At 48.0% G+C, this 404-nt stretch carries 1 protein-coding gene; it reads left to right on the top strand.

The window, feature by feature from the left end:
• On the top strand, positions 1-404 hold a 404-nt coding region (locus LKE08_RS00925; RefSeq protein WP_324702311.1), incomplete at both ends, for a reverse transcriptase domain-containing protein.

Here is a 404-nt window from a genome sequence, read left to right as displayed (position 1 = left end):
TTCAAAGCCAAGCCATTACGGAGAGTTTGGATACCAAAACCCGGACGGGATGAAAAACGCCCTCTGGGAATCCCGACAATTCGAGACAGAGCCAAGCAAGCCTTGGTCAAGATGGCAATGGAACCCTACTGGGAACCATTATTCGAGGGGACAAGCTATGGGTTTCGACCCGGACGCTCAACCCACGATGCATTAGCAAGAATCTACATAAGCATCAACAAAAAGAGCTACTACGTTCTTGATGCGGATATCGCCAAATGCTTCGACCAGATTGACCATGACTACCTACTATCCAAACTTCATTGTCCAACGACCATAAGGCACAACATCAGACAATGGTTAAAAGCCGGGGTTATTGACAATGGTGTATTTGACGACACGAAAGCCGGGACACCTCAAGGAGG

Origin of the sequence: Lyngbya sp. CCY1209 (assembly GCF_035615495.1) — a bacterium.
Lineage (GTDB): Bacteria > Cyanobacteriota > Cyanobacteriia > Cyanobacteriales > Microcoleaceae > Limnospira.
The sequence above is the reverse complement of the archived record's forward strand: the minus strand, read 5'-3'. Positions and strand labels throughout refer to the sequence as shown.